Annotated in this window: 19 protein-coding genes; 12 read left to right on the forward strand and 7 right to left on the reverse strand. The window is 69.7% G+C overall.

Going from position 1 to position 20,709, the window contains the following annotated elements:
- Positions 1 to 94 precede the first annotated feature (94 nt).
- The 5 genes from IE206_RS33250 to IE206_RS33270 all read left to right on the forward strand — a co-directional run bounded on the left by IE206_RS33250 (position 95) and on the right by IE206_RS33270 (position 4,482).
- Entirely contained in the window at positions 95 to 544 is a 450-nt protein-coding gene (locus tag IE206_RS33250) for an Lrp/AsnC family transcriptional regulator (RefSeq protein ID WP_100578735.1), read from the forward strand.
- Between the two features lie 55 nt (positions 545 to 599).
- Positions 600 to 1,763, forward strand: coding sequence for an aminofutalosine synthase MqnE (mqnE, locus tag IE206_RS33255; protein WP_189968793.1), 1,164 nt, complete (start codon positions 600 to 602; stop codon positions 1,761 to 1,763).
- A 14-nt stretch (positions 1,764 to 1,777) separates the two neighbouring features.
- Positions 1,778 to 2,320 (forward strand): GNAT family N-acetyltransferase, encoded by a 543-nt coding sequence (locus IE206_RS33260; RefSeq protein ID WP_189968795.1) that lies wholly within the window; start codon positions 1,778 to 1,780, stop codon positions 2,318 to 2,320.
- A gap of 80 nt (positions 2,321 to 2,400) precedes the next feature.
- Positions 2,401 to 2,697 carry a DUF4229 domain-containing protein gene (locus tag IE206_RS33265; RefSeq protein WP_189968797.1) on the forward strand — a complete coding sequence of 99 codons (297 nt, stop codon included), beginning with the start codon at positions 2,401 to 2,403 and terminating at the stop codon, positions 2,695 to 2,697.
- A 459-nt stretch (positions 2,698 to 3,156) separates the two neighbouring features.
- Positions 3,157 to 4,482, forward strand: coding sequence for a dicarboxylate/amino acid:cation symporter (locus tag IE206_RS33270; protein ID WP_189968799.1), 1,326 nt, complete (start codon positions 3,157 to 3,159; stop codon positions 4,480 to 4,482).
- Between the two features lie 126 nt (positions 4,483 to 4,608).
- Here IE206_RS33270 and IE206_RS33275 read toward each other — a convergent pair whose 3' ends face one another.
- A complete protein-coding gene (locus tag IE206_RS33275) occupies positions 4,609 to 5,646 on the reverse strand; it encodes a D-alanyl-D-alanine carboxypeptidase family protein (RefSeq protein ID WP_189968802.1) in 1,038 nt (345 codons plus the stop codon).
- Entirely contained in the window at positions 5,643 to 5,882 is a 240-nt protein-coding gene (locus IE206_RS33280; RefSeq protein WP_189968804.1) for a hypothetical protein, read from the reverse strand. The genes IE206_RS33275 and IE206_RS33280 overlap by 4 nt, the downstream gene beginning before the upstream one ends.
- 517 nt (positions 5,883 to 6,399) lie before the next feature.
- Here IE206_RS33280 and IE206_RS33285 point away from each other — a divergent pair.
- The 3 genes from IE206_RS33285 (at position 6,400) to IE206_RS33295 (ending at position 10,288) form a co-directional block, all read left to right on the forward strand.
- Positions 6,400 to 6,825 carry an RICIN domain-containing protein gene (locus tag IE206_RS33285; protein ID WP_189968806.1) on the forward strand — a complete coding sequence of 142 codons (426 nt, stop codon included), beginning with the start codon at positions 6,400 to 6,402 and terminating at the stop codon, positions 6,823 to 6,825.
- Between the two features lie 919 nt (positions 6,826 to 7,744).
- Positions 7,745 to 8,935, forward strand: coding sequence for an acyltransferase family protein (locus IE206_RS33290; protein WP_189968808.1), 1,191 nt, complete (start codon positions 7,745 to 7,747; stop codon positions 8,933 to 8,935).
- Between the two features lie 315 nt (positions 8,936 to 9,250).
- Positions 9,251 to 10,288: an ALF repeat-containing protein gene (locus IE206_RS33295; RefSeq protein WP_189968810.1), complete on the forward strand. Its 1,038-nt coding sequence runs from the start codon at positions 9,251 to 9,253 to the stop codon at positions 10,286 to 10,288.
- Positions 10,289 to 10,499: 211 nt separating this feature from the next.
- Here the strand turns inward: IE206_RS33295 and IE206_RS33300 are convergent, their stop codons facing one another.
- Positions 10,500 to 11,024, reverse strand: a complete 525-nt coding sequence (locus tag IE206_RS33300; protein ID WP_189968812.1) for a DUF4188 domain-containing protein — start codon at positions 11,022 to 11,024, stop codon at positions 10,500 to 10,502.
- Positions 11,025 to 11,188: 164 nt separating this feature from the next.
- On the opposite strand from IE206_RS33300, the gene IE206_RS33305 reads away from it, so the two are divergent.
- Complete coding sequence (locus tag IE206_RS33305; protein WP_189968814.1) at positions 11,189 to 11,830, forward strand: MerR family transcriptional regulator; 642 nt, start codon at positions 11,189 to 11,191, stop codon at positions 11,828 to 11,830.
- A gap of 66 nt (positions 11,831 to 11,896) precedes the next feature.
- Here IE206_RS33305 and IE206_RS33310 read toward each other — a convergent pair whose 3' ends face one another.
- Positions 11,897 to 13,048: a lipase family protein gene (locus tag IE206_RS33310; protein ID WP_189968816.1), complete on the reverse strand. Its 1,152-nt coding sequence runs from the start codon at positions 13,046 to 13,048 to the stop codon at positions 11,897 to 11,899.
- A gap of 140 nt (positions 13,049 to 13,188) precedes the next feature.
- The gene (locus tag IE206_RS33315; protein ID WP_189968819.1) at positions 13,189 to 14,196 is read right to left on the reverse strand and encodes an AraC family transcriptional regulator; all 1,008 of its coding nucleotides are present in this window, start codon (positions 14,194 to 14,196) and stop codon (positions 13,189 to 13,191) included.
- 94 nt (positions 14,197 to 14,290) lie between these two features.
- Between IE206_RS33315 and IE206_RS33320 the strand changes: the two genes are divergently transcribed.
- Positions 14,291 to 16,033, forward strand: coding sequence for an AMP-dependent synthetase/ligase (locus IE206_RS33320; protein WP_189968821.1), 1,743 nt, complete (start codon positions 14,291 to 14,293; stop codon positions 16,031 to 16,033).
- A 253-nt stretch (positions 16,034 to 16,286) separates the two neighbouring features.
- Here the strand turns inward: IE206_RS33320 and IE206_RS33325 are convergent, their stop codons facing one another.
- A complete protein-coding gene (locus tag IE206_RS33325; RefSeq protein ID WP_003967102.1) occupies positions 16,287 to 16,490 on the reverse strand; it encodes a cold-shock protein in 204 nt (67 codons plus the stop codon).
- A 333-nt stretch (positions 16,491 to 16,823) separates the two neighbouring features.
- Between IE206_RS33325 and IE206_RS33330 the strand changes: the two genes are divergently transcribed.
- Positions 16,824 to 17,690 (forward strand): menaquinone biosynthetic enzyme MqnA/MqnD family protein, encoded by an 867-nt coding sequence (locus IE206_RS33330; protein WP_189968823.1) that lies wholly within the window; start codon positions 16,824 to 16,826, stop codon positions 17,688 to 17,690.
- Between the two features lie 15 nt (positions 17,691 to 17,705).
- Here the strand turns inward: IE206_RS33330 and IE206_RS33335 are convergent, their stop codons facing one another.
- The gene (locus tag IE206_RS33335) at positions 17,706 to 18,755 is read right to left on the reverse strand and encodes an alpha/beta hydrolase (RefSeq protein ID WP_189968825.1); all 1,050 of its coding nucleotides are present in this window, start codon (positions 18,753 to 18,755) and stop codon (positions 17,706 to 17,708) included.
- Positions 18,756 to 18,966: 211 nt separating this feature from the next.
- Between IE206_RS33335 and IE206_RS33340 the strand changes: the two genes are divergently transcribed.
- Positions 18,967 to 20,706: a serine/threonine-protein kinase gene (locus tag IE206_RS33340; RefSeq protein ID WP_189968887.1), complete on the forward strand. Its 1,740-nt coding sequence runs from the start codon at positions 18,967 to 18,969 to the stop codon at positions 20,704 to 20,706.
- Positions 20,707 to 20,709: the final 3 nt, after the last annotated feature.

Raw genomic sequence — 20,709 nt, forward strand, 5'->3', positions numbered from 1 at the left:
AGCAGCTGAATGATTCGCAGGGTGTTGGCCCTGCATGCCTTAGATTCTACACTTAAACTCGCGGTATCGCTGAACAATGGAAGGCTTCAGGCATATGGACGCCGTCGATAGGCAGCTCATCCAGGCACTGCGCGAGAACGGCAGGGCCTCGTACGCGGAACTGGGCCGGCTCGTCGGGCTCTCCGGCCCCAGCGTCACCGACCGCATCAACCGTCTGGAGGCCGCCGGTGTCATCACCGGATACCGCGCCACCGTCGACTCGGCCTCGCTCGGCCTCGGTGTCACCGCGCTGATCGGCATCTCACTCTCCGACGCCGCCGACCACGAGGACGTGGCCCGGCGCCTGCGCGACCTCGCCGAGATCGAGGACTGCTGGTTCATCGCGGGCGACGACTCGTACATGCTCAAGATCCGGGCCGGTGACGTGGACGGCCTGGAGAAGACGATCCGCCGCCTCGGCTCGACCAAGGGCGTCTCGCGCACCCGCACCACGATCGTGCTCTCCACGAAGTGGGAGAACCGGGTCGGGGAACTTCCCGAGTAGGGCGGGGCGTACCTTTGGTGGAGCCTGAAAGACACACGTATGGGAGGCGGCCTTGATGGACGCGGGACTCAAGCGCGAGCTGGAGCAGAAGGTCCGGGCCGGTGAGCGGCTCAGCCGCGAGGACGGCATCGCGCTCTACGCGTCGGACGATCTGGCCTGGCTCGGCGGGCTCGCCCACGAGGTGCGCACACGCAAGAACGGCGACGTCGTCCACTTCAACGTGAACCGTCACCTCAACATGACCAACGTGTGCACGGCGTCGTGCGCGTACTGCTCGTTCCAGCGCAAGCCGGGCGAGAAGGACGCGTACACGATGCGCATCGAGGAGGCCGTCCGCCTCGCCAAGGCGATGGAGAACGACAACCTCACCGAGCTGCACATCGTCAACGGGCTCCACCCGACGCTCCCGTGGCGCTACTACCCGCGCTCGCTCAAGGCCCTCAAGGAGGCGCTGCCGAACGTCGGGCTCAAGGCGTTCACGGCGACCGAGATCCACCACTTCGAGACGATCTCCGGGCTCACCGCCTCCGAGATCCTCGACGAGCTGATCGACGCGGGCCTCGAATCGCTGACCGGCGGCGGCGCGGAGATCTTCGACTGGGAGGTCCGCCAGCACATCGTGGACCACCGCACGCACTGGGAAGACTGGTCGCGAATCCACCGCCTCGCCCACGAGAAGGGGCTCAAGACCCCCTCGACCATGCTGTACGGGCACATCGAGGAGCCGCGCCACCGCGTCGACCACGTGCTGCGCCTGCGCGAGCTCCAGGACGAGACCGGCGGCTTCCAGGTCTTCATCCCGCTGCGCTACCAGCACGACTTCGTGGACATGCAGGACGGCAAGGTCCGCAACAAGCTCCAGGCGCGTACGACGATGGCGACCGGCGCCGAGTCGCTCAAGACCTTCGCGGTCTCCCGTCTCCTGTTCGACAACGTGCCGCACGTGAAGTGCTTCTGGGTGATGCACGGCCTGCAGACCACCCAGCTCGCGCTCCAGCACGGCGCGGACGACATGGACGGCTCGGTCGTCGAGTACAAGATCACGCACGACGCCGACAACTACGGCACGCCCAACAAGCTGACCCGGGACGACCTGCTCGGCCTCATCCGCGAGGCCGGCTTCCGCCCCGTCGAGCGCAACACGCGGTACGAGATCATCCGCGAGTACCCGGGCCCGGACACGGAGCTGCGCGAGACGCCGCAGGCCATGCGCTTCTGAGAAGACCCCGCTCCATGGCGCTCACTTTTCAGCTCGACCCGCCGGTCACGCCCGCCCTGCGCGACGGGCTGCTCGGCCTGTGGACCGAGGTGTCCAACGCGGACGGGGCCGTCGGGTTCGTCCCGCCGGTCTCCGTCGAGGACGTACGGCCCGAACTGGTCAAGCACTTCGTGGCGATGGCCGAGGGGCGGATGCGGCTGCTCGTCGGGTTCGACGAGGCCGGGCGGGTCGCCGCCACCGCGTTCATCGCGTACAACACGCACCGGCTCATGACGCACTGGGTGTGGCTGTACACGGTCATGGTGCATCCCGCGCACCAGGGCAAGGGGTACGGCCGCGACCTGATGACGGCGACCGCCGACGCGGTACGGGGGCTGGACGGGCCCGGCGGCTCCGGCGGCATCGAGGCGATCCGGCTCACCTGCCGGGGCGGCACCGGCGTCGACCGGTTCTACGGCTCCTGCGGTTACAAGGAGGTCGGGCGGGTGCCCGGCGCGATCCGGGTCGCCGAGGGGGACGACCGGGACGACATCATCATGCTGCTGCCCCTGACCTGAGGCCCGTGCCCGCTGAACTGATCCATTTGTGGGCGTGCTTCACTAGTCGGGCAGGGGCCACCGTAGAGAGAAGGTCAGTCGTGAACGCCGCAAAGCCGAGCGCCACCATCTGGTACACCATGCTGCGCGTGGGGATCTTCATCGGCAGCCTGGTCTTCGTCGGCCTGCTGGTCCAGTTCGGCGTGCTGCCGAAGGGGCTCGGCCGCTCCAACTTCATCTGGGTGATCCTGCTCGCCCTCGTCATCTCCGCGCCGCTCAGTTTCGTACTCCTGCGCAAGCAGCGCGACGCGATGTCCGCCCAGCTCGTGAACAAGGTGGAGAACGCCAAGGCGAAGCTGGAGGCGAACCGCTCGCAGGAGGACGGCGTCGTCCAGTAGGCGCCCCGCGTCAGGTAGTTCACACGCCCGGAAGGCCCGGCTGCGAAGCTCACTGCTTCGGAGCCGGGCCGTCGCTGTTTCAGGCCCAGTTGGGGCGGCGGCCGGTCATTGTGGGGTCATGCCGGTGTAAAAGAACTGCTTTGAGGTTCTCAAAGTTCAAGTGTTAACGTGTTCGACATGACGACAGCAGCTGTGCACCAGCACCCCACCGGCGGAGCCGTTCCGCTCGTGGCCCGTCTGCATGTCGACCTCTGCCGCTGCATGTCCGCGGTCTGTTGCCGCGACGTCTGACCCCGGCATCATGCGGCGGTGTCCCCAGCCTTACGTGACCGGTCCACGCCGACCAGTCCCTTGTGAACGGGCGCCGCGCTCATCCGTCAGAACGCCAGAACGTCGGCACCTCTGAAGGTCTCCTGAACGTCCGAACGTCCCCGTCCCCGCTCACCAGGGAGTGTTTCCGTGTCCTCCGCGACCGCCCAGGAGAAGCCCAAGCGAGGCTTCTCCATATCGTCCAAGTTCCCCTTCTGGGCCCAGATCATCGCGGGTCTGGTGCTCGGTGGCCTGCTCGGCTGGCTGGCCCGCAGCCAGGACGTCGGCTGGCTCAAGGACACCCTTGAGCAGATAGGCAGCATCTTCGTCCAGCTCCTGAAGCTGGCCGTCGCGCCGCTCGTCTTCTTCGCGATCCTGGTGTCGATCACCAACCTGCGCAAGGTCAACAACGCCGCCCGGCTCGCCACGCGCACGCTGCTCTGGTTCATGATCACGTCGCTGATCGCGGTGGCGATAGGCCTGGTCATAGGCCTGCTCACCAACCCGGGTTCGGGCACGGGCCTGACCCCGAAGGACGGCAAGCTCCCGAAGCACACGGGCTCCTGGCTGGACTTCCTGACGGGCATCATCCCGACGGACGTCATCACGCCCTTCACCGAACTGAACGTCCTGCAGATCGTCTTCATGGCGGCCGTCGCAGGCATCGCCCTCCTCCAGCTCGGCGAGAAGGCCAAGCCGATCCTGACGCTCAGCGAGGCCGTCCTCGAACTCCTCCAGAAGGCCCTGTGGTGGGTCATCCGGCTCGCCCCGCTCGGCACGCTCGGCCTCATCGGCTTCGCCATCGCCGACTACGGCTGGGACCTCATCGGCAAGTACGCCACCTTCACCGCCGACGTCTACATCGGCTGCGCCCTGGTGATGTTCGGGGTGTACCCGCTGCTGCTCGCCACCGTCGCCAAGGTCAACCCGCTCCAGTTCTTCAAGGGCGCCTGGCCCGCGATCCAGCTGGCCTTCGTCTCCCGCTCGTCGGTCGGCACGATGCCGCTGACGCAGAAGGTCACCGAGCGGCTCGGCGTGCCCAAGGAGTACGCGTCCTTCGCGGTGCCGTTCGGCTCGACCACCAAGATGGACGGCTGCGCCGCGATCTATCCGGCCCTCGCCGCCATCTTCATAGCCCAGATCTTCGACGTGCACCTGGGTGTCGGCGACTACGTCCTGATCGCCTTCGTGTCGGTCATCGGCTCGGCGGCGACGGCGGGCCTGACGGGCGCCACGGTCATGCTGACCCTGACCCTCTCCACGCTGGGCCTGCCCCTGGAGGGCGTCGGCCTGCTCATGGCGATCGACCCGGTCCTGGACATGATGCGTACGGCTACGAATGTGGCGGGCCAGGCGCTGGTGCCGGTGATCGTGTCGGCCCGGGAGAACATCCTGGACCGGGATGCGTTCGACTCGGTGCACGTTTCGCCGGTGGAGGATTCCGAGCGGGATTCCGCTGTGGCGGTCGCGGCGTAAGAGGGGCTGGGCCTGGCCCGGGGGCGCTGGTCCACCCTCCCGCCCGTTGACAGGCGTTCGGCGAGCCGGCCTCCGGGGGCCGTCTGCCTCGCATTCCGCAAGGGGCGCGGGGAACTGCGCGACCGGCTACGTACGGCCCGCAGCCGACCGACCCGCGTACTCGGGCTCTCCGGTGCTTGAGGTGCGAGGGCCCGGGGCCGGCGCGCCCGGCACCGGCCATCGGCCCGCAGCCGGCCCGCACCCCCGGAGGGTCTCGGGCGGGGCGGGGGACGACTGCGGCAGCGCGAAGCCGTCCGGCGCCATGCGCTGTACCGCCATGACCAGTCGCCGGGTGTGCGCCCACACCGCCGCCCTCGCCCGGACCGGAGAGCGCCCGGTCCGCTGGGCCAGAACCGCGCCGAGCACCAGCCGCCGCACCCCGCCCACATCGGTGTACGCCGCCCACAGCACATTCCCGCCCGCAGGGGTACTCGTGCCGGTCTTCAACCCCACGACCCCGTACTGACCGAGCAGCCGGTTGGTCGTGCGTCCCTCGCCCTGGCCCCCGGGGAGAGGGACGGAGGGCGTACTCACGATGGTCCGGAACACCTCGTCCCGCATGACCGCGCCGGCCAGCGTGAGCAGATCGGCGGCCGTGCCGACGTTGCCGACGTCCATGCCGCAGGAGCCGGTGAAAGCCGAGCGGGTCATGCCGAGTTCGGCGGCAGCGGCATTCATCCGGCGTACGAAGGCCGCCTCGGAACCGGCGCTCCAACGGGCGAGGAGCCGGGCGATGTTGTTGCCCGAGGGAATCAGCATGAATTCGAGGAGCTGCCGGAGGGGATACCGCTGCCCTTCCTCGACGGGCACCACCGACTCGATCACCGAGTCCGATTCCTGGGCGGCGGCCCGGTCGACACGGACCATCGGCCCGGCATCCTCCGGCCCCAGCGGATACGCCCGCAGCACAACGTACGCGGTCATCACCTTCGTGAGGCTCGCGATCGGCACCGGCGTCTGCCCGCCCACCGTGCCGAGGCTGCCGACCCCCACCAACTCCACGCTCGCCTGGCCTTCTTGGGGCCAGGGCAGTGCGGCCGTCGATCCGATGCGGTGCGCACCGGCGAGCGCGGCGTCGCCGAGGCGGCAGGCCGCGAGCCAGCCGCGTTCCAGGAGCCGGCTCATCGCAGCCCCGACTTCGTCACGATGCTCCGGCCCAGCACCCCGACGCTCACCATCGTCGCGCCGACGCACAGCCCGATCGCCCCGAGCGTGCCGGCGGGCTGCCACGACTCGCCCGCCGCAGAGTTCGTCATGAAGGCGCCGACGATCAGCACCATGGAGGCGATGACGACGACCGCTCCGATGCCCCCGACGGTCGTCGTCCAGAGCTTGGCGATCCTGCTGTTCAAGGTCTTCATGGCGTGCTCCTCAAGGTGTGAACGGACCGCTTCGGCGACTCCGGAGGGTGGGTCATTTCGAGAGTGCCCGGGCGGCGTATCGAGCCCTGGACGGTTCTGTATCGGCGTACGCGCGGCCGTGTAGCAATGCCCGACACCGGCCACGTCGCCCGGCGCCCCGGGCGACGACCGCCGGGCCGCAGCCGAACGCCTTCCCCTGAGGCCCTTTCCGGGCGGATGCCCAAGCACCCCGATGGCCGGTCCCGGCCGCTTCCGCCCACCCTGGCGCGGAGCCCACTTGCCCGCCCGGGCGCACTGGTCCGTAGGGGCGCAGGCTCGTATGCGGAACACGGACGCAGGGGATTTCCGCCGCGCCACCCCTTGGGCGGGGCGCATAAATGCACCGAAGTCCCGCACGGCCAGGCCGAGTTGAATTGTGCCGGATCGACCGGACGCATCCGTTACGCCCCGACCACTCCACGCCTAGGGTGAGGGAGCTCGATCAGACCCGTACACCCGCCCTGACCTGGAGGCTTTCATGCCGATCCTGACCGATGGCGAGTACCTGATCAAGAACGCGGCTGAAGACCTTTACACGGACGTCTCCGGCGGGAGCCCGCACCCCAACACGCCCGTCATCGGCTGGCCGCTCAGCAAGGAGCCGAACCAGAAGTGGCGGCTGACCTGTGTGAACGGCATCAACGAGTACCAGATCCGCAGCTCGCTCAGCACGGGTGAGGCGTTCTTCGCGCTGAGCGCGCTGCGCATCTTCCCGCCCCGCATCGCGGTGCAGCCGTTCCCGGAGCGCTGGTCGATCGAACCCGTCGGCGAGAACCTGTACCGCATCGCCTTCCCGTACATGGACGGCGTCGCGACGCTCCCCGACGGCCAGAAGGGCACCCAGCTCACCGTGCAGCCCTTCGAGGGCCTCCGCTTCCAGAAGTGGATCTTCGAGCAGGCCTGAGCCGGGCCGACAGCGCGGCCGTACCTCTCCCCGAAGGGGGTGCGGCTGCGCGTTGCGTTCATTGGGGGAGGCTGCTTCCTCTCATCTCGCACGTGGATGTGGCGTCGTCTACGAATCGATTGAAAGGAACTGCTCCGGCGCCGCGTATGTCACCGTCTCGAGCGGTGGGACGCGAGACCTTGAGTTTGCCTGGGTGTAAGCGATTTGAGGAACCACGGGCCGCTCGGCGGGGCGGCGAGTGAGGATCCGCATGCAATGGCCGCGAGGGCATGGGGGCCATATCTGGGAGCTCGATGCGGGTTGGTGAACCAGGCCGTTTCGGCAAAATGGAGCCAGTTCGAGTGATACGTATCTGGCAAGTCGGACCATTCGCCTTCCATAAGAGGCTCTGGAGATGCCCACTTTCAGCGTGTGGGGCGGCAACACCTGGAAGACCCTCATCGAACTCACCTGACCTGAGACGGTGAATACCGGTGCGGCCGTCGGGAGCTCGCTTCCCGGCGGCCGGCCGCGGTCCCTCCTCCGCTGCGCCATGCCCCAGCCACTCACGGTCCAAGGCCACTTACCCGGCGTGCCCCAAGAGGAATTCCCCTGGGTGTTGGTGAGACCCGCCGCCGAGCAGTGCCGGAGGGCGTTGTCGGGTCTCCGCCGTGAGCGCGGCGGCGGCAATTCAGAGGGATCGCGGCAGGGGTACCGCTTCACAAGGCGGGCAGCCCGGTTTCAGTCCGCGGGATCGCATGCGGCGCGGGGGCCGCAAACGACCCGTTGCCCGGTCATCGACCTCCGAGTAGCACCCCCGGAGTGCCACTGGACAAGGCATGAGAACATGGCCCGCACACAATCTACCCACAGGTAGCTCGTTCCTGTCCGAAGCTCCCCGATTGTCGCGTCCCAGACCAGGGCGCTGTAGAGGATCCTCATGTCCCAGCGCCGACCGGCGACCAGACTTGCGGCACTGGACGGGCTCCGGCTCGTGGCCGCCCTGATGGTGGTCTTCTATCACTACGTCGCCCTCAGTCGGTCCTGGGGACACAACCCGGCGACGATCTTCCCGACGCTGCACAAGTTCGCCGAGTTCGGCTGGCTGGGCGTCGAGGTGTTCTTCCTGGTCAGCGGATTCGTCATCTGTATGAGCGTGTGGGGCCGGTCGCTGGGCGACTTCGCCGTTTCCCGGGTCTCCCGTCTCTTCCCCGCCTACTGGGTGGCCGTGCCGCTGACCGCGCTGGTCGTGAAGAAGTGGCCGGAGATCACGTCGATACGTGGTTGGGACGATGTGATCGTCAACCTGACCATGATGCAAGCCGGCAACAACACCAAGAACGTCGACGACGTGTACTGGACGCTCTTCGTGGAGCTCAAGTTCTACGTCCTCATGGCGATCGTCGTCCTGTGCGGAGTCACCTACCGCAACCTGCTCATCTTCTGCGGCGTATGGACGGTGGCGGCGGCCCTCGCGCCCAGCCTCGGCTTCCCGGCGCTCGCGGCGTTCGCGATGCCGCAGTACGCGCCGTTCTTCATCGCGGGCATCGCCTTCTTCCTGATGCGCCGCTTCGGATCCAACGCCCTGCTGTGGGGCATCGTCCTGTTCCAGCTCTTGCTGTCCCAGCGCTACATCCACTACCGGATGGCCAGCAACCTCGGCCGCGTCGCCGCCGAGCACCTGCCGACCTGGCCTGTCCGCCTCATCGTCATCGCCGGGTTCGCCGTAGTCGGCGCGATCGCCCTGGGCGCCTTCGACAAGATCCAGTGGAAATGGCTCTCCACCGCCGGAGCGATCACGTACCCGCTGTACCTGATCCACATGTTCATCGGCATGACCCTCATCCACCACTTCCGTCACCGGCTCCCCGCCCCGGTCCTGGTGCTCTCGGTCATCGCGCTGATGATGGCCACCGCCTGGCTCATCCACCGCCTCGTGGAACGCCCTGCCGGCAAGTGGATACGCAACTCCATGAAGCGCGGCATCAAAGACGTACGACTCAACACCCCCACGCGCCAACACCGTCCTACCCGTGTCGGCATCCAGTCCTCGGCCCTGCCCACCACGCCGACGGAAATCGAGAAGGACGTGGCTCTCCTCATGGAGAGCACTGAACCGCGAGTCCGCTGATGGCGGCTGGGGCCGTCCTGGGCGGGGCAAACCACGACGGGTACGCGGGCCCCGCCGCTGCGAAGGGCTGAGCGTCCTGACTGCGTGGCGTACGCGGTGAACGCCGCCCCATGCGTCCGGAGCCACCGCCGGTTGAGGACCCTAGGGGGTCTTCGAGCCCCTGATGCGGATGCCTTGGTCTGTTTGCCAAGTGCCTTCAAGAGATGCGCCGTGGCGTCCGAGCCCAGGGGCAGAGGGCTGTGTAAAGGCAAGGTCAAGACCGACATACGATGCGGGTGACCATTTCTGGCTTTCTTGGGCAACCGGGGGAATCACATGAAGTTCACGCGCATATCGGCTCTTGTCGCGTCCGCAGCCATCGCGCCGGCCGTTCTGCTCGCCTCTCCGGCGTACGCGGCCGACGCCAAGGCGCCTGCCGTTTCGGCGCCCGATGCAGGGACGAAGACGGCCAAGCAGCAGGAGGACGACGACCGGGTCGAGCTCCTTCGCCTGATGGCGGCCAAGGATGCGGGGCGGGAGTTCAAGGAGCGCGCGAGCAAGGCACTCGACCAGGGTGCGGCCGCTGTGCGGAAGTTCCTGGAGGTGGGCCAGTACGAGGCGCGTTTCCAGGACGACCGGGTACGCGTCGCCCAGATCATCAGCGTCGGCGGGCGTGCGGTGCGGGAAGCCGGGGCCAAGGCGCTGAACGTGGACACCCGCGAGTCCATCAAGGAGTTCCTTGAGGTCGGCCAGTTCAAGGCGCGCAACCTCGACAACCGCGTTCTGGTCAGCCAGATCATCAACGCCGGCGGGCCGGGCGTGAAGGAGGCCGGGACCAAGGCGCTCCTGGGTACGCCCGAGGACGTCCAGGCGTTCATCGACAAGGGGCAGTACGAGGCCCGCATCGTCGACAACCGGGTGTTGACCACCCGGATCTACGGCCAGGGCGGCCCCGCGGTGAAGGCGGCCGCGAAGAAGGCGCTGCTGGGTACGCCGGAAGACGTCCAGGCCTTCCTCGACAAGGGGCAGTACGAGGCCCGTAAGAAGGACGAGGCCGACGCGGCTGCCGCGAAGGAGAAGGAGAAGGAGAAGGACAAGGGCAAGAAGGACGACGGGAAGAAGGAGGAGGGTCGGTCCAAGCCCGATGCCTCCAAGGAGGGCGACAAGGGCACCGGAACCGGCGCTGCCGACAAGGGGGGCAAGTCCGTGACCGCCGCCGCCAAGAACGACCCGGCACCCGCCTCCGGCGGCACCTCCCTCGCCTCCACCGGGGCCGGTTCCGCGCTGCCGTGGGCCGCGGGTGGCACCGCCGTCGCGCTGGCCGGAGGCGCGGGCATCCTGGTGGCCACGCGTCGCCGCCGTTCCGCGGAGTAGCTCCGCGGAGTCGCTCCGCTGGGGGGGCGCGGGGATTCGGCCGCGGGCCGTCGGGGGCTGGTCGCGCAGTTTCCCGCGCCCCCCTAGCGGGTCTCCGCGCCCCCCTGTGAGGCATCCCACGCCCCTCGGCGGGTCTTCCGTGCTCCCCGTGAGGCATCCCACGCCCCTTGGTGGGTCTTCCCGCCCCCTCAAGAGGTGCGAGTGGGCGTCGCTACGCCGCCGGTTCGGCACCCTGGGGCGTCTTCTTCCGGCGCCCGAGCCGTTCCGCCGCACTCCGCCCCCGCGCCTCGAGCGGCAGCACCCCCGTCGCCGCCGCGAGACCGAACGGCGGCATGTCCGCGTAGATCGACTCGTACGAGCCCTCGGGCACGACGTACGTCTCGTGCCACAGCCCCACGTGCCCGCGGGCCTTGCCCTTGCGCTCCTTGCGGTTGATGATCGCCCACGCCCGGTGGTGGAACATCTCCGGCGAGTGCGCGTAGGCGTACAGCTTCTCCTTGGACTCCCAGTACTGGACCACGTAATACGTGCGCGGTGACGCGGTGAGCAGGACGTGGCTGAGCAGTCCTCGGCTCTTGTCCTTGCCGAGCTCGCCGAGCATGCGGAACATGGCCGCGGCCACCGGAACCCACTGGTGCACCGCCCAGAAGTGGTTGACGCGCATCCCGATCAGCAGCACCACCACGTCGCCCTCGGCGGCGGCGGTCGTGCGGCTCACGGTCGGCTTGGCGGACATGGTGCCTCCAGATTCTCGACGGACGGCTTCGTCGACGGACGACTTCCTCGACGGACGCCCTCTTTGACGGACGGCTTCTCCGGCGGGAAACTCCCGTGTTGGATAACGGAGTTACCCAAGTCCATACCTTGGATAATGGCGTTGTCCGACGAAGGGTGCAAGGGATGCGGCTGGCCGAGTTGAGTGAGCGGAGCGGGGTCTCCGCCGCGATGATCAAGTACTACCTGCGTCAGGGCATGCTCGCGCCGGGCCGCAAGGTGGGCGCCACCACGGCCGAGTACGACGACAGCCACGTGCGCCGGCTCCGCCTCATCCGCGCCCTGGTCGAGGTCGGCCGGCTCCCGGTGGCCACGGCCAAGGAGGTCATCGGGTACGTCGACGACGACTCCCTCGACCGCACCATCCGTCTCGGCGCCGCCCTGTGGGCCCTGCCCCACGGGCCCGACCCGGACGACGCCGATGAGGTTGTGGTCGCCGCCCGTGGTGAAGTGGACCGGCTGCTCGGCATGCTGGGGTGGTCCACCGCCCGGGAGATCGGTGAACTCTCGCCCGATCACCGGGCGTTGATCGTCGCCGTCGCCACCCTGCGCCGGCTCGGCTATCCCTGGGACGCCGAGCTGATGGCCCCGTACGCCCAGCTCATGCACCAGGCCGCCGTCCGCGATCTCGACTTCGTCGAGACCCACCCCTCCGAGGCCGAGAAGGTCGAGGTCGCCGTCGCGGCCACCATCCTGGTCGACCCGATCCTGCGCGCCCTCCACCGCCTCGCCCAGCAGGAAGAATCGGCGCGCCGGTATGGCCTGTAGCGCCACATGTGCTGAGCCCGCCCCCGGGGATCGATCCCGGAGGCGGGCTCAACTCGGCTGTAACAGCTAGCAGTTGGAGCTAGCCGGCTTACCCGCGAACCTGTCCGCCAGCCAGTTCGCCGCCGGGACTCCGCCCACCGTCACCCCGCCGATGTGGCCGAGCAGCGGCAGTGCGTGCCACTCCACGTTCGCGTCCTTGGCGCACCAGTCCGAGCGGAGCTGCTGGCCCACCGCGTACGGGATCAGCTCGTCCACCGTGCCGTGGTAGAGGTACACCGGCGCGTCCGGGCGGTGCGTGCCGAGCTTCGACTCGGCCAGCCTGGCCTGCCAGTCCGGCTGTTCGAGCGGGTTCTTCACGGTCAGGTCGGTGACGTGCTTGAACGAGCCCACCGTCGTGTCGATCGCCACGCAGTTGTTCTTGAAGTAGTCGACCAGCGCCTTGCCCGCCGGGTTCAGGTACGAGTCCAGCTTCAGCTCGGGGAAGGCCGCGTTCTGGCCGGCCGCCGCCATGAAGATGAGGCCGGAGCCGAGGCCGCCGTCGTTGGACGCGGCCACCTTCATCAGGTCGGCCGGGACGCCGCCGGTCGCGGTGCCCTTCACTTTCAGGTCGGGGGCGTAGGAGTCGTGCAGCTCGGCCGCCCAGCTGCTGGCCTGGCCGCCTTGCGAGTAACCCATGATCCCGACTGGGGAGTTGGCGTCGATGCCGGGGATGCCGAGGCGCTCGGCGGCGCGGGCCGCGTCCAGCATCGCGGTGCCCTCCGCCCGGCCGACCGTGTACGTGTGGTCGCCGGGCGTGCCCAGGCCCTCGTAGTCGGTGACCGCGACCGCCCAGCCCTTCTGCACGACCTGGTTGATCAGCGTGGCCTCGACGGCCGTCCCGTACGGGAAGTTGGCGCTCGGCGCGCACGAGTCGCCGAGCCCGACCGTGCCGACGGCGTACGTCACGACCGGGCGCGGGCCCGTGCGGCCGTCGTTGGGCACGATGACCGTCCCGGAGACGACGTTCGGGCCGCCCTTGGCATTGGTGGAGCGGTAGGTGACGTGCCAGGCCTTGGTGTTGGTCCACTGACCTGGCAGCGGATGGAACTCGGTGGGGGACTGGGTGACGATGTCCCCGGGCGAGGCGGTCGCCGTGTCGTCGGCGAACGCGGTGGGGGTGGCTGCCGACAGGAGGAGTGCGGCGGTGATGGCACCGGCCACTCTGGTACGGACGTGCATGCGGCTCTCCCAACGGTCCTATGGGGCGCGGGCAGTTGAGGAGAAGGTAGTGACTGACGCGTAGATGCGGAGCTGACCGTACCGCTCACCTTCACTGACCCCGATGGCCCCCGGTGGTCAGGCACCGACCCCCATGGCCTTCACCGGCCCAGCCGGTACGACCCCGGTGTGGCCCCCGTCCAGCGGCGGAACGCGCGGTGGAAGCTCGTGTCCTCCGAGAAGCCGAGGCGGGCCGCGATCTCCGCGATCGGCTCGCGGCCCTCCGCCAGGCCCGCGATCGCGGCATCGCGCCGCACCGCGTCCTTGAGCTGCTGGAACGACGTGCCCTCCTGTGCCAGGCGGCGGCGCAAAGTCGCCGGGGACATGGCGAGGCGGGCCGCCGTCTCGTCGAGGGTGGGCAGCCGGGGGGAGGCACGCAGGGCGGCGGACAGGGCCCGGCCCACCTGCTCGCCCACGGTCGTCCCGTACGCGCGCCGACTGAGCAGTTCGAAGGGGGAGCGGCGCAGCATCTGGCCGAGGTCCGCCTCGTCGCGTACGAGCGGGGCGGTCAGCCAGTGCGCGTCGAACACCGCCTCCGTGCGGGTGTCCCCGAACCGGACCGGGCAGCCGAAGAGGGACTCGTACTCGTCCTTGTGCGGGGGCGGCGGATAACCGAACGCGGCGCGGGTCAGCGGGATGCGGCGGCCCACCAGCCAGCTGCACAGCCGGTGCCAGATGATCACGAGGCACTCGGTCAGGAACCGGTCCTCGTCCTGGCCCGCGAGGTCGCCCCGGACCGCGAACACCGCCTCGGGGCCGATGATGTCGAGGGTGAGGTCGGGGCCGTGCGCGAACAGGCCGTAGAACGTGGTGCCGCGCCGCATCGCGCCGCCGAGGTCGCGGCAGCCGAGCACCGCGTAACACATCATCGCGAACGTGCCGGGGCGGCTGGGGGCGCCGCCGAGGCCGAGGAACTCGTCCCCGGTCGCCCGGTACAGGGCCCGGAAGAGCTGCGCGAACTGAGCCGGGGTGACCCGCGCCCGGTCGTCGCCGAGCAGCAGCGGGGGGATGCCGGACGCCTGGAGCAGCGGCACGGTGTCGATGCCGTGCCGCTCGGCGCCGCGCAGCACGGCCCGCACGTGGTGCACGGTGATCGTCGGCTTCGCCATGGTCAACGACGGTAGCGGGGTTGAGCGTTGAGGTCAGCCGGGGTGACGTTTCCCGTCATCCCGTAGGGACAGGAGTCGTACTTACCGTCGGATCATGACCCCCCAGAGCCCGTACGAGAGCCCGCGCCCCGAGACGCTCGCCGTGTTCACCGAATGGGCGGCGGCGCGCCACCCGGACCGGCCGGCCCTCAGGTTCCGGGAGGCGGGCGGGGGCTGGGCGACGGTCACGTACGCCGAACTGCGCGAGACCGTGCGCCGCACCGCGCGCGGCCTGCTCGCGCTCGGCATCGGGGCCGGCGACCGGGTCGCGATCCTCGCCGAGACCCGCCCGGAGTGGACGTACGCGCACTTCGCCTGCCTGGCGGCGGGCGCGGTGGTGGTGCCGGTGTACCCGACGGCGGGCGACGAGGAGGCCACGTGGGTGCTCGCCGACTCCGCGGCGAAGGCGGTGATCTGCGAGGGCCCCGCGGAGGCGGCCCGGGTGGAGGGGCTGCGGGGGGACCTTCCCGCGCTCGCTCACGTACTGCTGATGACCGGGCCGTGTGAGGGGAGGGCGGTGCCGCCGGCGGATCTGGGGGCCCGGGGCGAGTCCGTGCCGCTCGACGAGCTTTCGGCCCGGTCGGCGGCCGTCCGCCCCGGTGACGACGCCGAGCTCGTCTACACCTCCGGGACCACCGGCCTGCCCAAGGGCTGCCGGCTCACGCACGGCAACATGGGTGCGGTCCAGGACGCGACCTTGAACCTCATCGAGGGCGGCCCCGGCGACCGCACGTACCTCTACCTGCCCCTCGCGCACCTGCTTGCCCAACTCATCCAGTTCTCGACGCTGCTCTACGGCGGCGAACTCTGCTACTTCGGCGGCCGGATCGAGGACGTGGTCGGCGAACTCGCCGAGGCGCAGCCGACCCATCTCCCCTCCGTACCGCGCCTCTTCGAGAAGGTCTACTCGGTCGTGCGCTCGCTCGCCGAGGCGACGGAGGGCGGCGGCGAGCGGTTCGACGCGGCGGTCGCGATCGGCGTCCTGGCGGCGGACGGGGCGCTTCCGCCCGAGCGGCAGAGCGAGTACGAGGCCGCCGACGCCTCGCTGTTCAGCCTGGTCAGAGCAGCCTTCGGCGGACGGCTCCGCTGGGCGCTGACCGGCGGCGCCCCGATCGACCCGGCGATCCTGGACTTCCTGCGGGCCTGCGGGATCCAGGTCTTCGAGGGGTACGGGATGACCGAGTCCGCGGGCGTGATCTCGCTCAATCACCCCGGGGCGGTGCGGTACGGGACGGTGGGGCGGCCGGTCTCGGGGTGCGAGGTGAAGATCGCGTACGACGATGAAGTGCTGGCCCGGGGGCCGATGATCTTCCCCGGGTACCACGCGAATGCCCAGGGCACTTCGGAGGCGCTGGACGCGGACGGCTGGCTGCACACGGGGGACCTGGGGGCGCTGGACGCGGACGGTTACCTGACGATCACCGGCCGCAAGAAGGACCTGATCATCACGTCGGCCGGGAAGAATCTGACCCCCTCGCACGTGGAGCGGGTCATCGAGCGGGCCCGCGTCGTCTCGCACGCGGTGATGGTGGGGGACCGGCGGCCCTACCCGGTCGCGCTGATCACGGTCGATGCGCAGGAGACGGCGGGGCGGGGTCCGGAGGAGGTCCGCGAGCTCGTGCGGGTTGCGGTCGAGGCGGCCAATGCGGAGGTGTCCAGGCCTGCGCGGATTCGGGGGTTCGCGGTTCTGCCACGGGATTTTTCGGTGGAGCGGGGTGAGTTGACCCCGACGCTCAAGGTGCGCCGGAAGGCGATTCTGGAGCGGTACGCCGCCGAGATCGAGGGGCTTTACCGCTGAGCGGGGTGCGGGTTGCTCCGCTTCCGGCTGCGGGCCGCCTTGGGCTGGTCGCGCAGTTCCCCGCGCCCCTGACCCCGTTTTCGACCACGGGTGGCCCGAGGGCGAATGCAAGGTTGGGGGAGCGAGTGACCCGGCACGGGACGCAGGCGGAAGCACATTCGCCCCGCCGGGGGGGGTAAAAGGCAGGAGCCCCGGTCCATGCGGACGGGGCTCCTTGGGTACTGCTAAGTCAGCGATCGCCAACCCGGGCAAGTTAGGCCGGGGTGACGTTCTCCGCCTGCGGGCCCTTCGGGCCCTGGGTGACGTCGAAGTTCACGACCTGGTTCTCCTCCAGGGAGCGGAAACCAGACGCGTTGATCGCGGAGTAGTGGACGAAGACATCCGGGCCGCCGCCGTCCTGGGCGATGAAGCCGAAGCCCTTTTCAGCGTTGAACCACTTCACGGTTCCGGTAGCCATAAGCCCTCCTTGGGCCAAAGGGTTGCCCTGCTCCAGAACCTGCAAACAAGTCTGAAAACTACAAAAGCCTGCGGGTTACATGCTCCGCAGGCTCTGTACTGCAAGGGAAACCAAACTGCAACTTGCGCTGAGCGTAGCACGCAGCTCAGGTGCTGCGGTAGAGGGAAAGATCACTCCACCCGGACGTTTGACCGGGGGCTGAGCAGGTGATCAAGCTCTCCCGCGAGGCGCCCCGTACGGCCCAGTGGGGACACCCTCGCGGCGTCCCCGCGGCACCCCCCCCCGGCAGGGCCCGGCGGAGTCCACGGATTGGGACGGGTCTAGCCTCGCCATGTGGACAATTCAACCAGCCCCCAGCACCACGGCGGCCGGCCGCGCGTCGGTCACATCCAGTTCCTCAACTGCCTGCCCCTGTACTGGGGCCTGGCTCGGACGGGAACGCTGCTCGACCTGGAGCTGACCAAGGACAGCCCGGAGAAGCTCAGCGAGCAGCTGGTGAACGGTGACCTGGACATCGCGCCGATCACCCTCGTGGAGTTCCTGCGCAACGCCGACGACCTGGTCGCCTTCCCCGACATCGCGGTCGGCTGCGACGGGCCGGTCATGTCCTGCGTGATCGTCTCGCAGCGTCCCCTGGAGGACCTGGACCGGGCCCGGGTCGCGCTCGGGTCCACCTCGCGGACCTCCGTACGCCTGGCGCAGCTGCTGCTCGCCGAGCGGTACCAGGTGGCCCCCGACTACTACACGTGCCCGCCCGACCTCGGCCTGATGATGCGCGAGGCGGACGCCGCCGTGCTGATCGGGGACGCCGCGCTGCGGGCCTCGCTGCACGACGCCCCGCGGCTCGGGCTCCAGGTCCACGACCTGGGCGCGATGTGGAAGGAGTGGACGGGGCTGCCGTTCGTCTTCGCCGTGTGGGCCGCCCGCAAGGACTACCTGGCCCGCGAGCCCCACGTCGTACAGCAGGTGCACGAGGCGTTCCTCGCGTCCCGGGACCTCTCCCTGGAGGAGGTCGGCAAGGTGGCCGAGCAGGCCGCGCGCTGGGAGGTGTTCGACGCCGAGCTCCTGGAGCGCTACTTCACGACGCTTGACTTCCGCTTCGGGGACCAACAGCTCGAAGGCGTGCGGGAGTTCGCCCGTCGGACGGGCCCGACCACCGGGTTCCCCGCGGATGTGAACGTGGAGCTGCTGGCTCTGTGAGCGGCGTCGGCCGGTTCAGGAGGACGGGACCGGGGCGAGCATCTGCTTGCTGATCCACTCCATGGTCCCCTCGCCCATGCCCGTCACGTAGGTGTGGGCGTTGTGGGTGCCGCCCTGGATCAGCTGGAGGCGGGTCTTCACCGGGCCCTTGCCGTACGTGTCGATGAACTTCTTGACGTTCGGCACGACGGTGCCTTCCTTGGTGCCCACCTGGAAGGCGAGCGCGACCTCGGGGCCCTTCTTGTCGATCAGGTCCTGGGCGAGCTTCTCCGGGTTGTTCGCCTGCTTCTCGGCCTCGTGGCCGGCCCACAGCGGGGAGTCCGGCACGATGTCCGGGCCCGAGGCGATCGCGGCCTTGAACAGGTCGGGCCGCTTGAGCACCGACTTCAGGCCGACGAAGCCGCCAGACGAGGAGCCCATGAAGGCCCAGCCGTCACGGGACTTGAACGTGCGGAAGTTGGCCCGCACCAGGTCCGGCACGTCCTCGGTCATCCAGGTGCCCATCTTCGGCTGCCCCGGGATGTCGCTGCCGTCGTAGTAGTGCTTGGCGTCCGGGTTGAGGACCGGCATGACCACGATGAACGGCAGGCTCGTGCCGGTCTTGGACCACTCGCTGATGCTGCTCTGCAGCTTGAGGTCGGTGCCCATCCAGTAGTTCTTGGGATAACCGTTTCCGCCGGGCAGCGCGATGAGCACCGGGAAGCCGCTGTCCTTGTACTTCTCGTCGAAGTACTGCTTCGGCGCCCACACCCACACCTTGCCCGTGAACCCGGACTTGGCGCCCTTGAGCGTGGTCACGCCGATCTTGGTGCCGTCGCCGAGGCTGCTCTGCGTGGTGAACTCGGCCTTCGGGCCGGTCGGCAGGAGCGTCTGGGCGGCCGCGCCGTTCTTCGCGGAGGCGTCGTCGTTCTTCTTCTGCCCGCCCTGCGGCGAGGCGTTCGTCGACGGGCTGCTCGGTCCCGAGTCGAAGCTGACCGGCTTGCCCTCGTCGGAGCAGCCGGAGACCAGCACGACCGCGCCGATGACGGCGGCTGCTATCAGAGCGGCAGGGCGGCGACGCTTCATTCGGGGCTCCGTGGATCTGGCTGAGGGCGGTGGCGTTTTGGGCGATTAAGCATGAACCACGCCAGTCAAGAGTGCGGAACCCGCCCTTCGGTTCGCTCGGGTAAGCATCGGATCAGTCTCGGTTGAGGGTGATCCCGGGCACGTACGGCTCTACGCTGCTGTGCGACCGGCTTGACCAGGGTGGGCGTTGGGGGAGCACCGGATGCAGTCGTTGCAGCCGCTGGAAGCGGGCGAACCGCACACGATCGGTGCCTACCGGCTGCTCGGCCGGCTCGGCGCGGGCGGCATGGGCCGGGTGTACCTGGGCCGCAGTGCGGGCGGCCGCACGGTCGCGGTCAAGGTGGTGCACCCGCACTTCGCCCTCGACGAACAGTTCCGGGCCCGCTTCCGGCACGAGGTCGAGGCGGCCCGGCGGGTCGGCGGCGACTGGACCGCGCCGGTCCTCGACGCGGACCCGGAGGCGCCGGTTCCGTGGGTGGCGACGGGCTATGTCGCGGGCCCCTCGCTGACCCAGGCCGTGATGGACCGGGGCCCGCTTCCCGATCATTCGGTACGGGTCCTCGGCGCCGGCCTCGCCGAGGCGCTGGCCGCGGTGCACGCGCTCGGCCTGGTGCACCGCGATGTGAAGCCGTCGAACGTACTGCTCACCCTCGACGGGCCCCGCCTCATCGACTTCGGCATCGCCCGCGCCACCGACGGCACCGCCTCGCTCACCGCGACCGGCGTCTCCATCGGCTCGCCCGGCTACATGTCGCCCGAGCAGATCCTCGGCCGGGGTGTCACCGGCGCCGCCGACGTGTTCTCGCTCGGCGCGGTCCTCGCGTACGCGGCGACCGGCGAGCCGCCCTTCCCCGGCGACTCCTCGGCGGCCCTCCTCTACAAGGTGGTGCACGAGCCGCCCGAACTGGGCGCGGGCCTGACCGGCGAGCTGCGCGACGCGGTCGGCGCCTGCCTCGCCAAGAACCCGGCCGACCGCCCGACCCCCGCCGCCCTCGCGGCCCGCCTCGCCCCGGCCGGAGCGGCGGCGCTGGTCCGGGACGGCTGGCTGCCGGGCCCGCTGGTGGAGGAGGTCAGCCGGTCCGCGGTGCGGCTGCTCGACCTGGAGCCCGAGGAGTCGGTGAGCGGCTCGGGGCCGATCCCGTTCAGCAGCCCGGCGGTCGGGGGCGGCACGGGGCCCGCGTCCGGATCCGCAGGCGCCTTCGGCCCGCCGGACGCCTCGTACGGCAGGGACGCGGCCCCGTTCCCCGGCCCCCGCACGCCCCCGCCGCCCACGGCCCCGCCGGGACCGGTGGACAACGGCCCGCGCGTGGCCCTCTCGGTGGCGACCGCCACCGAACCGGGCGAACGCGGCCGCGGCCGCAAGGTCAGCTGCACGGTGGCCCTCGCGGTGGCGGGCGCCCTGGCCGCCGTCACGGTCGGCGCGGCCTTCCTCTTCGACATGCTGCCGGGCGGCGGCAGCACGAACAACACGGGCTCGAAGCCGCCCGCTTCGAGCGGGGCCACGGACACCCCCGAGCCGGGGGCGCAGGACCCGACCGACGCAGCGACCCCCTCGGGTTCACCGTCCGGAACCCAACTGGCCGAACTACCCAGCCAGTTCATCGGAACCTGGCAGGGCCCGACCACGGAGCAGAGCACCGGCCAGCCGCACGGCACGGTCACCGCCGCCTTCACGGCGGGCAGGACGGGCAGCGACGTCGTCCTGACGACCTCGACGATCGAGGTGCTGGGTACGAAGGTGGAGTGCCACGGCGTGGGCAAGCTGCTCTCCGGCACGGCGGGCGAGGTGCGCATCGAGGAGCGCACCGACCCGCGCAAGCCCGGCACCGCGGGCCTGTGCACCAGCGGCACCGCCGAACTGGTCTTCACCCTCGGCAGCGACGGCAAGCTCACGTACCAGTCCGAGGAGGCGGCCGCCGGAAGGCCGTCCGGCACCCTGACGAAGCAGTGAACG

This window comes from Streptomyces violascens (assembly GCF_014649955.1).
GTDB lineage: Bacteria > Actinomycetota > Actinomycetes > Streptomycetales > Streptomycetaceae > Streptomyces > Streptomyces violascens.

What these genes read in the sequence shown, in the direction of transcription:
- IE206_RS33250 (WP_100578735.1), top strand. Translation starts at nt 95, where the DNA reads ATGGACGCCGTCGATAGGCAGCTCATCCAGGCACTGCGCGAGAACGGC.
- IE206_RS33280 (WP_189968804.1), bottom strand. Translation starts at nt 5,882, where the DNA reads ATGAAGACCTTGAACAGCAGGATCGCCAAGCTCTGGACGACGACCGTC.
- IE206_RS33305 (WP_189968814.1), top strand. Translation starts at nt 11,189, where the DNA reads ATGCGGCTGGCCGAGTTGAGTGAGCGGAGCGGGGTCTCCGCCGCGATG.
- IE206_RS33260 (WP_189968795.1), top strand. Translation starts at nt 1,778, where the DNA reads ATGGCGCTCACTTTTCAGCTCGACCCGCCGGTCACGCCCGCCCTGCGC.
- IE206_RS33290 (WP_189968808.1), top strand. Translation starts at nt 7,745, where the DNA reads ATGTCCCAGCGCCGACCGGCGACCAGACTTGCGGCACTGGACGGGCTC.
- IE206_RS33325 (WP_003967102.1), bottom strand. Translation starts at nt 16,490, where the DNA reads ATGGCTACCGGAACCGTGAAGTGGTTCAACGCTGAAAAGGGCTTCGGC.
- IE206_RS33285 (WP_189968806.1), top strand. Translation starts at nt 6,400, where the DNA reads ATGCCGATCCTGACCGATGGCGAGTACCTGATCAAGAACGCGGCTGAA.
- IE206_RS33315 (WP_189968819.1), bottom strand. Translation starts at nt 14,196, where the DNA reads ATGGCGAAGCCGACGATCACCGTGCACCACGTGCGGGCCGTGCTGCGC.
- mqnE (WP_189968793.1), top strand. Translation starts at nt 600, where the DNA reads ATGGACGCGGGACTCAAGCGCGAGCTGGAGCAGAAGGTCCGGGCCGGT.
- IE206_RS33310 (WP_189968816.1), bottom strand. Translation starts at nt 13,048, where the DNA reads ATGCACGTCCGTACCAGAGTGGCCGGTGCCATCACCGCCGCACTCCTC.
- IE206_RS33295 (WP_189968810.1), top strand. Translation starts at nt 9,251, where the DNA reads ATGAAGTTCACGCGCATATCGGCTCTTGTCGCGTCCGCAGCCATCGCG.
- IE206_RS33275 (WP_189968802.1), bottom strand. Translation starts at nt 5,646, where the DNA reads ATGAGCCGGCTCCTGGAACGCGGCTGGCTCGCGGCCTGCCGCCTCGGC.
- IE206_RS33300 (WP_189968812.1), bottom strand. Translation starts at nt 11,024, where the DNA reads ATGTCCGCCAAGCCGACCGTGAGCCGCACGACCGCCGCCGCCGAGGGC.
- IE206_RS33335 (WP_189968825.1), bottom strand. Translation starts at nt 18,755, where the DNA reads ATGAAGCGTCGCCGCCCTGCCGCTCTGATAGCAGCCGCCGTCATCGGC.
- IE206_RS33320 (WP_189968821.1), top strand. Translation starts at nt 14,291, where the DNA reads ATGACCCCCCAGAGCCCGTACGAGAGCCCGCGCCCCGAGACGCTCGCC.